The 9,142-nt window shown below is 61.9% G+C and carries 9 protein-coding genes and 2 pseudogenes; 8 read left to right on the plus strand and 3 right to left on the minus strand.

Features of this window, described 5'->3' with window-relative positions; genetic code table 11:
- Window positions 1-33 precede the first annotated feature (33 nt).
- Genes speG through apaG form a run of 3 tightly spaced genes read right to left on the minus strand, consistent with a single transcriptional unit; the run spans window position 34 to window position 2,206 of the window.
- Window positions 34-600 (minus strand): spermidine N1-acetyltransferase, encoded by a 567-nt coding sequence (gene speG / locus MFF13_RS08460; protein ID WP_147751978.1) that lies wholly within the window; start codon window positions 598-600, stop codon window positions 34-36.
- Window positions 597-1,766: an acetylornithine deacetylase gene (argE, locus tag MFF13_RS08465; RefSeq protein ID WP_147751977.1), complete on the minus strand. Its 1,170-nt coding sequence runs from the start codon at window positions 1,764-1,766 to the stop codon at window positions 597-599. Before argE ends, speG begins: the two co-directional genes overlap by 4 nt.
- 47 nt (window positions 1,767-1,813) lie before the next feature.
- Window positions 1,814-2,206, minus strand: coding sequence for a Co2+/Mg2+ efflux facilitator ApaG/CorD (apaG, locus tag MFF13_RS08470; RefSeq protein ID WP_147751976.1), 393 nt, complete (start codon window positions 2,204-2,206; stop codon window positions 1,814-1,816).
- Window positions 2,207-2,367: 161 nt separating this feature from the next.
- On the opposite strand from apaG, the gene MFF13_RS08475 reads away from it, so the two are divergent.
- From MFF13_RS08475 to MFF13_RS08510, 8 genes and pseudogenes are all read left to right on the plus strand, one after another.
- Complete coding sequence (locus tag MFF13_RS08475; protein WP_238271863.1) at window positions 2,368-2,844, plus strand: hypothetical protein; 477 nt, start codon at window positions 2,368-2,370, stop codon at window positions 2,842-2,844.
- Between the two features lie 54 nt (window positions 2,845-2,898).
- Window positions 2,899-4,068 (plus strand): 2'-deoxycytidine 5'-triphosphate deaminase, encoded by a 1,170-nt coding sequence (locus MFF13_RS08480; protein WP_147751974.1) that lies wholly within the window; start codon window positions 2,899-2,901, stop codon window positions 4,066-4,068.
- Window positions 4,069-4,548: 480 nt separating this feature from the next.
- Window positions 4,549-4,743: a hypothetical protein gene (locus MFF13_RS08485; protein WP_238271878.1), complete on the plus strand. Its 195-nt coding sequence runs from the start codon at window positions 4,549-4,551 to the stop codon at window positions 4,741-4,743.
- Window positions 4,744-4,756: 13 nt separating this feature from the next.
- Window positions 4,757-4,993: pseudogene (locus MFF13_RS08490) on the plus strand (integrase core domain-containing protein); the annotation flags it as partial.
- Window positions 4,994-5,325: 332 nt separating this feature from the next.
- The gene (locus MFF13_RS08495; protein WP_238271865.1) at window positions 5,326-6,606 is read left to right on the plus strand and encodes an AAA family ATPase; all 1,281 of its coding nucleotides are present in this window, start codon (window positions 5,326-5,328) and stop codon (window positions 6,604-6,606) included.
- 3 nt (window positions 6,607-6,609) lie between these two features.
- Entirely contained in the window at window positions 6,610-7,452 is an 843-nt protein-coding gene (locus tag MFF13_RS08500) for a hypothetical protein (RefSeq protein WP_238271867.1), read from the plus strand.
- Window positions 7,453-7,783: 331 nt separating this feature from the next.
- Window positions 7,784-8,486: pseudogene (locus MFF13_RS08505) on the plus strand (IS630 family transposase); the annotation flags it as partial.
- 46 nt (window positions 8,487-8,532) lie between these two features.
- The coding region (locus MFF13_RS08510) for an IS66 family transposase zinc-finger binding domain-containing protein (RefSeq protein WP_238271876.1) at window positions 8,533-9,142 on the plus strand (610 nt) is incomplete at its 3' end.

The following is a 9,142-nucleotide window of genomic DNA, read 5'->3' on the forward strand; positions in this document are numbered from 1 at the left end:
GGGGCGACGCCGCCTCCCCGTTCCGTTGCGCCGTCAGTTCCTGAGCACCGGCTCGGCGATGTCGACGGCATGGCGGCCGGCCAGGTATTCCGGCTGGAACAGGCACATCCGCACGGCGTCCCGGTAGCGGCCGTTCATGAAGAACTCGTCCCGCAGGATGCCCTCGGGCCGGAAGCCGCAGCTCTCGTAGATCCGCACAGCGCGGGCGTTGTCCTTGTCGACGTGCAGGTAGAGCTTGTGGATGTTGAGCACGCTGAAGGCGTAGTCCATCGCGATCCGGGTCGCCTGGCGGGCGAAGCCCCGGCCCTGGAACCCGGGGTGGATCGCGATCTGGAACTCGCAGCGCCGGTGCAGGTGGTTGATCTCGACGAGCTCGACGAGGCCCGCCGGCTGGCCGTGCAGCGTCGCGATGATGAAGCGCCGCTCGGTCTGGTTGTGGATGTTGCGCTCGTAGAGCTGCGCCAGCTCGGCGAAGGACTCGTAGGCCTCCTCGAACCAGTAGCGCATGATGCTGTCGTTGTTGTTGAGCTGATGCACGAACATCAGGTCCTCGCGCTCCAGCGGGCGGAGCTTGACCCTGTCGGGAACGGTCTCGTTCATGCGGCGCAGGCCTCGATCAGCCGGCGCAGGAACGCCTCCCCGTCCCTCAGCGCCGCCAGGGTGATGAACTCGTCGGGCTGGTGCGCCTGGTCGATCGAGCCCGGCCCGCAGACCACCGTCGGGATGCCCGCCTGCTGGAAGCGACCGGCTTCCGTGGCGTAGGGCATCGACACGGTGCGGTTGCGGTTGGCCATCCGCAGCGCCAGCCGCTCGGCCTCCGAGCCCGGATCGGGCAGGAGGCCGGGGATCGCGATCTCCTCGACGGTCTCGATCCGGCCGAAGGGGCCGTAGCGGTTCAGGCGCTCGCGGGTCACCGCCTCGGCCTTGGCCTGGAACAGGCGCGGGATCTCGGCCATGTCGAGGTCGGGCAGGCCGCGGAACTCCCAGTGGAAGGCGCATTCCTTCGGCAGGATGTTGCGGGCGGTGCCGCCGTGGATCGTGCCGACATGCACGGTGGTGGCGGGCGGATCGAACCGGCCCGACGCGTCGCCGCGCGCGATCATCCGGTCGGCGATGGCGTTGAGCCCGGAGACGAGGTCGCAGGCCGCCATCACGGCGTTGGCGCCCAGCATCGGCTTGGCCGAATGCGCCTCGTGGCCGTGCACCGTGGTGTGGAAGGTGACGATGCTCTTGTGCGCGTCGGCGACCTCGAGGTCGGTCGGCTCGCCGACGATCACCGCGCCCGGCCGCGGCAGGTCGAGGCCGAAGCGGGCGATCGCATCCATCACGCCGAGGCAGGTGGTCTCCTCGTCGTAGGACAGCAGGATGTGGATCGGCCGTTTCAGGTCGGCGGCGAGGTAGTCCGGCACCAAGGCGAGGGCGGTGGCGCAGAAGCCCTTCATGTCCACCGCGCCGCGACCGTAGGCCCGGCCGTCGGCCACGCGCAGGGTGAACGGGTCGGCGGTCCAGGCTTGGCCTACGACGGGGACGACGTCGGTGTGCCCCGACAGCACGACGCCGCCGTCGACCGGCGGGCCGATCGTGGCGAAGAGCGCGGCGCGGTCGCCGGCGGCGTTCGGGATGCGGGAATAGGGGACGCCCCAGCCGTCGAGGTAGGCGGCGACCCAGTCGATCAGGGCGAGGTTCGGCTTGGAACTCTCGGTGTCGAAGGCGACGAGGTGGGCGAGGATGTCGAGCGGGGTCATCCGCTCGCCGGAACCGGGCATCGGTCGTGTCCTTGGGCGGCCGGCCCCGGGCGCCGGCCCGAAACCGATCAGTGCAGGCTGCGGCGGATATGCGGGCTGTCGAGGGAGAAGGCCGGGATCTCGGCCTCGAAGCTCTCGCCCGCGACCGTGGCCATGGTGTAGCTGCCGGCCATCAGCCCGTCCGGCGTGGTGAGCGGGCAGCCGCTGGTGTAGCAGAACGACTCGCCCGGCTCCAGCACCGGCTGCTTGCCGACGACGCCGGCGCCACGCACCTCCTGGCAGTCGCCGCGCCCGTCGATGATGCGCCAATGGCGCGAGCGGAGCTGCACCTGCTCGGCGCCGTTGTTCACGATCTCGACGGTGTAGGCGAAGAAGTACCGGCTTTCGCCCGGCGAGGATTCCTCCTCGACGAAGCGCGGATTGACGGTCACGCTGATTCCGCGCGTCTCGGCCTTGTACATCGTCCCTAATTGCCCTCTTCAGCGGCGACCGAGTTCGGTCTAGCTCGGGTCTAGACGGCTCGAAGCCGCTTTTCGATGCGACTTTCATCGTGGTAGTTGCCGGGAGAATTCCCGTCAATCGCGGTGAAGTACGTCGCGGCGGCGGCAGGGGCAGGGCCGGCATGGTCGAGGGTTTGACGGGCCGCCCGAGGCGGTTCGGGGGCGCGCGGCCCTCGCTGCCCGCGCTCGCGCACGGCGCCGCCTGGACGGCGCTCCTGGCGGTCGCGGGCTTCCTCGCCTGGCGCGATCCCGGCACGAACCTGCCCCCCGCGGCGGCGCTCGCGGCGGCGCTGATCCTCGACGGCGGGGCCCGGATCGCGGCGGCCCGGATCGCGAGACGGACAGGCCCCGATCCGCGGCTTTCCGGCCTGCCCTCCCTGGTGCTCGGCGTCGGCGGCGCCCTCGGCCTCCTCGCCGGCGGGGCCGCGTTGCTGCTGTTCCCTCGCGCGGTCCCGGTGCTCGCGAGCGCGCTCGCCGGCCTGATCGCGATCGGCGCGCTGGCCCGGCTCGCCCTGATCCGGATCGTCCTCGCCCTGCCCGGCGAGGAACCGGGCGAGCCGCGCCCGGCGCCGGCCGAGCCTCCTTTAAGCCGGCGTTAGGCGCTTTGCCCGAAAACGACCGATGGTGACGGCCGGACGGGGCGCGCGAGAGACATGAGCACGACGCCGAGCCCGGTTGCCGGGACAAGCCCTTCAGCCGGGAACGCTTCTTCTGCGGGGCAGGGCGCCGCGGCGGCACCCGGAGCGCCGCGCGACGGCATCCTGTCGGCCGAGGGCATCGCCGCCCTGGCGCAGGCGGGCGGCATCCTGACGGCTTCCCCCTTCGCCGCCGACCAGATCCAGCCCGCGAGCCTCGACCTGCGCCTCGGGGCGCGGGCCTGGCGCGTGCGCACCAGCTTCCTGCCAGGCGCGTCCCGCGCGGTCTCGGCCTGCGTCGCGCGCCTTTCGTTCCACGAGATCGACCTGCGGCCCGGCGCGGTGCTGGAGACCGGCTGCGTCTACATCGCCGAGCTGCAGGAATCCCTGGCCCTGCCCGAGACCCTCGCGGCGGCGGCCAACCCGAAGAGCTCGACCGGGCGGATCGACGTGTTCACCCGCGTCATCACCGACCGGGCGGAGGCGTTCGACCAGGTCGAGGCCGGCTATCGCGGGCCGCTCTACGCCGAGATCTCGCCGCGCACCTTCCCGGTCCTGGTCCGCACCGGCTCGCGCCTGTCGCAGATCCGCTTCCGCCGCGGCACGGTGCGGCTGCGCGACGACGAACTCGTCGCGCTGCACGCGCGCTCGCCGCTCGTCACCGCGGCGGCGCCGTCCTTCCACGGCGGCGTCGCCGTCTCCGTGGACCTCGCCGGCTTCGACGGGCTCATCGGCTACCGGGCCAAGCGCCATACCGGCCTCGTGGACGTGGACGCCCCCGGGCGCCACGCGGCGGCCGAGTTCTGGGAGCCGCTGCCGGCCGACGGCTCGGGCTCGCTGATCCTCGATCCCGGCCAGTTCTACATCCTGGCCTCGAAGGAATCGGTGCAGGTGCCGCCCGACCACGCCGCCGAGATGGTCCCGTTCGACCCGCTGGTGGGCGAGTTCCGGGTCCACTACGCCGGCTTCTTCGATCCCGGCTTCGGCTATGCCGGCGCCGGCGGCACCGGCGCGCGCGCGGTGCTGGAGGTGCGCTCGCGCGACGTGCCGTTCCTGCTCGAGGACGGTCAGATCGTCGGCCGCCTCGTCTACGAGCGCATGGAGGCGGTGCCGCGGATGCTCTACGGCGCCGGCGCCGGCTCGAACTACCAGGCGCAAGGGCTGAAGCTGTCGAAGCACTTCGCCTGAGGCGGCGCGGCCTTGAGTGACCCGGCCACCGCAATCCTCGCGCGGAGTCCGAGCCGGCCACGGGCGTGCCCGCGGCACGGTCGATCCAGATCACATTACCGCCGCCGACGAACCCAGGATGCCGGAGTGCTGGACGATCGCGTTGATGGGCAAGATCGCGTAGCCATCCCGGTCGGCATCTGCATCCGGAAGTCGCGGCGCCCGCTTCGACGCCCCCTGTTCGTGTAACGGCGCACCGAACCCGCCGAGCCGTGCGACCTGTCCGTGGGACGGCGCGCGAAAAAGCTCCGATTTCGCGGTGGCTTGCTGAATCCAACGCCGTCGGAAGGGAGTGGTGGGCCCGGCAGGACAGTGACCTATCAAACTAAAATCAAACGGAAACAGCAACTTAGCGCAGACCGCACAGCGCTATGTGTAACACCTGCGTGTCACATGGCAATGGGCTCCTTCGACCCATTGCAGAAGCCCGGAAGGTCAGCTTTGACCGATGCCGTTCCGGCCCTGACGATCGCCTATCAGCAGCAGATGTTCGACGCCTGGAACGCCCTTACGGGAGACATGCCAGCCGCCGCTGCAATGGAGCTACTTGCGGCTGCCGTGCATCACGCGCTTGCCGCGCAGGCCCCGTTCCAGCGCGGTATCGACGTCGTCGCCGACCTCTCTAGGGCAGCGTGAACAGACGCAGTTCTGCGAGAGCTTCAACGCGAAGCTGCGCGACGAACTTCCCAACGGAGAGGTATTCTACACCTTCAAGGAAGCTAGCGTCGTGATCGAGCTGTGGCGAAGGTACTGCAGCACCCTCCGACCGCATTCGTCGCTCGGCTACCACCCATCTGCGCCAGAGGTCGTCATCTAGCCAACCAAACCGATCGGATCAGTGCGGTCCGCTCGTCCGGCCATCGTCATACGACCGGCGATGCACTAACTCCAAGCCCAGACCACCGAATAGGGGCAGGCCACCCCGCGCTGGGCAAAGCGGCTGGGTTTTTGCGTTACCGACCTTTCTGCTAGGCTAATTGAAATTGAGGCGGGCAAGACCGTTGGGGTCGTCGGCGCGATAGCTTACGCTATGAGAATATGCCAAACTTGAATGTTGGAGTGAGTTTGCCGAAGCTCATACTTTGCGGCTGGCGAGCGCTTCGTACTTAAACGCAGCAGGGATGGGAATCGCTAATGGTATCAGTCAATGCACTTACACTTCGACCTCGCAGGCAACGTCAACCAAATCATAAAGCTGTCTCGATATCGAATCTTCGAGTGCGCAATTTATTCGGCAAACTCAACTATCCCAACATACCGATCCGCAATTCTGCTGATTTGAATCGCATAGCGGTTATGTATGGTGACAACGGTACAGGTAAAACTACAATACTTAAGCTAATATATGCTTGCCTCTCCTGGCAAACAAACGCTGGCCTTCGCAGTATAATTGCCAAAACACCTTTTATTGAGTTCCGTATAGATTTTACGGACGGGGGCTACGTTAAGGTATCGAAAGAAAATCTCCAGGGCAGTTTTAAGTTTGAAATTCACACATTAGATAGACGCTCGGAATACGATATTATTGCCGAAAATGACATAAAAGTCAGAGATCAGCCCGCAATAACTATGCTGGAGAGAGGTTTGCGCGAATTAAATTTTGATCTTCTATTTGTAGATCATAATCGTAATGTACTTTCTACATATTCGTTTATTGATGATAGCTATCTCGGCCCTATGTATCTAGAAGAAACCGAAGCAGAAGCATTGAGCCTACATGCACATGAAACAATTCATTTTCAACATGGAATTGTTAGAAGGGATAAAGATTTACAATTTCCATTGCCGCAGGTCGTTGATGCGCTCAACCAACGGTTCCGGGTTGAAGCCTACCAACAAGGGGCAGCTGGAGACCAAAATGCTGCATCGGTTTATCTTGAGATCGCTAAATCTATAGGTCGAGATCGCCGCGGCCAAACAGCAGCTCCGACAACAGTGAATGTGCTCGATCAACTGGAGGAACTAAAAGAAAAAAGTAAGTCGTATATCAAGCATGGGCTCCTATCGAATTATCCTTATAATGAATTTGCTCAGATCTATACATCTGCCCCGAAAACAAAAAAAGGCAGTATAGAAGCAGTACTCGGCCCATTCCTAGACTCAATACGTCGCAGGATATCGGCTCTTGAGCAGATACATTCGGTTATAACCACTTTTGAAAGCGAGCTTGCAAAATACCTTAAAAATAAAATTGTCAATTGCGGGGTTCCGTCCGGCTTAAATATATATGACGAAGATGGAGAGATTGAGCTTGATGATCTTTCGTCAGGCGAGAAACAGCTTGTTTTTCTATTGTGCTCAGCGGTGATCGCTAGATCAAAGAAAACAATTATTTTGATTGATGAACCGGAGTTATCACTTAACTACAAATGGCAGCGCCTTATAGCAGGGTCGCTAGCAAGCTTGTCTGCGGGCGGCGAGACACAGTACATACTTGCATCGCATTCGATAGAAATCATTACGAGGTATGTTGATAACTCGTTTGAATTGGTTTCGTAGATTATGCTAAAAAGAACAGTAGCTGAATGGGTTACAATTGCGAAAATTTCCCGGGAAACCGGTCATCTATTTTTTGAAGGGGTAAGCGATGCCCGTGTGATACAGCACGCTTCTGGATATCCACCAAACATAGATTTCAGATCTTCTGACCAAATAGAATACGACACATCTGAAGGAACAAGTTTCTTAGGTGGCAATAAGCTGAGACTCGTTGCGCTTTCGGTGGCGTCTAATCGGGCGAACTGTGCAAACATCAAGTGCGTGATCGATGGCGATTTTGCAATTTTTACAAGTCTGTCAGATAGAAACGGTTGCCTAACTCAGACTAAATTTGCAAACCTACCGGTTCATTCGCTTGAAATCGGGTGGTTGCAAGGCTTTTTTCTCAAAGGCTATGGATATGTAATAGATAGTGCCAAGTGGGATTTTATTATTCAAACGCTCAAATTTGCATTTTGCGCAAGATATTATTCGGCTAATCTTAAAAATCCAGTTGCAGCGCCAAACGTTGCAGACCACATAAAGTTACAAAACAAAATAGCAGTGTTTGATAATCTATCGTATTTAAGAGCATATTTCAATTGTACATTGCAGGGGGCTGCAGAACTTTGCTCCCAGGTGCAAGAATATGTAGGCATGATTCATAGTGACATACGAAATTGTGTAAATTCCAATGATCTATTTGATATTATATATAAACTACTTAAGTTAAATGGGAAAATTGGTGGTTCGGTGCCGGCAAGCGCAATCCGGCAGGCATACTTTAGTGCGATCGATGATAATGTACTTCGTGGGAAGGACTTTTCTGAATTGCATGGCTGGATATCTCTGTATGCTTCAAGGTAGAGACTGTTAAGTATTCCCACATCGTAGGTGCGATGACCCACCGATCGATAAAAAGTCGCGGACATTCTTGTTACTAACTTTCTATTGCGTGACCAAACAATGCGATCGCTACCTGCACGAATGAGCGGAGGCCAAAGATTTCATTCTTGAGTACACTCTCCGTCATGTTTATTGTCATGATCTTTCCTAAAATTAGATCAGCAGCCGTTCCAATCTATGTAAAGTGCACACTCTAGGTGCGGGCCAGGATCGCGACGACGCTAGTGGTTGATCCCTGACAGTTGAGTCCGTGTGGGTTTTCGGTTTGAGGCCATCCTGCGAGTCTGGCGGGATGCGCAGTGGCATCTCTTTCACGCTCTCCACCTCGGATCGCCTTCGGCTCGAAGCACTCGTCGCGGATCGAAACACGTCGCAGAAGCACGTCTGGCGCGCCCGTATCGTGCTGCTAAGCGCCGATGGGCTGGGGACGCATGCGATCATGCGTGAGGCGGGCGTGTCCAAGACCGTAGTCTGGCGCTGGCAGGACCGTTTCGCGCAGGAGGGCGTCGACGGGCTTCTTCGGGACAAGAACGCGACCGGCGCGCATCCCGCCGGTGGGGCCGGATGTGACAGCGCGCGTGGTGGCTCTGACGCAAGGAGAACCAGCCGGCGAGACCACGCATTGGACGGCCGCTGCCATGAGCAAGGCCGCGGCCATCAGCGTCTGGTCGGTGCAGCGGATCTGGCGGGGGCATGGCCTACAGCCGCATCGGGTCCGGCAGTTCGGGCTCTCCACCGACCCGGCCTTCGCCGCCAAACTGCGCGATGTCGTCGGGCTCTACGTCGACCCGCCTGCTCATGCTGTCGTCCTCTCGGTCGACGAGAAGAGCCAGATCCAGGCGCTCGCCCGCACGCAGGAGCCGTTGCCGATGAAGCCGGGCCAGCCGACGACGCGCACCCACGATTACAAGCGCCACGGCACGACGACCCTGTTTGCCGCCCTGGACGTGCTGGAAGGCAAGGTGATCGGCCGCTGCATGCAGCGCCATCGTAATTACCCACCCCCTTGCGCGGGTCGGGTTTCGCTGATTCCCTCGTGGGATGGGCCGAAGCGATCTTGAGCGGCTGAGCCGCGAGGAGCTGATCGAGCTGGTGCTGCGGATGCAGCGCCCGGAAAAGACGTCACGCACGTCTTCGAAGCCGCCGGCAACGGATCGCAAGGAGCGGCGCGCACAGGCCAAACCAGGCGGGGCGAAGCCTGGCCACGAGGGCCACAGCCGCGTGATGAGCGAGGATCCCGATGCCGTCGTCGCGCATCGCCCGGATCGCTGCGCGTGCTGCGGCGGCGGACTGCACGGGGACCTTCCCGTCGAGGTTGTCAGCGTCTCCGAACGGATCGAGCTGCCGGAAGTCGCACCGGTCGTCACCCAGCATCAACGGCTGGCGGTGCAGTGCCCGACCTGCGGGGCGCGCGTGATCGCACCGGTTCCGGAGGCGGCGCGTGGCACGCCCTTCGGACCGCGGCTGCATGCGGTGGCAACGTATCTCAAGACCTTCCAGGCGCTGTCCTACGAGCGGTTGCAGGCGGCGCTGTCGGATCTGTTCGGGCTTACGCTCAGCCAGGGCGGGCTGATGAACCTGCTCCAGCGCGCGCAGAAGCGCTTCCGCTCCGGTCGCGACGAGGCCGTCTCGACCCTGCGCCGAGCCACGG

It is taken from the genome of Methylobacterium cerastii (genome assembly GCF_022179125.1).
GTDB classification, from domain to species: Bacteria; Pseudomonadota; Alphaproteobacteria; order Rhizobiales; family Beijerinckiaceae; genus Methylobacterium; species Methylobacterium cerastii.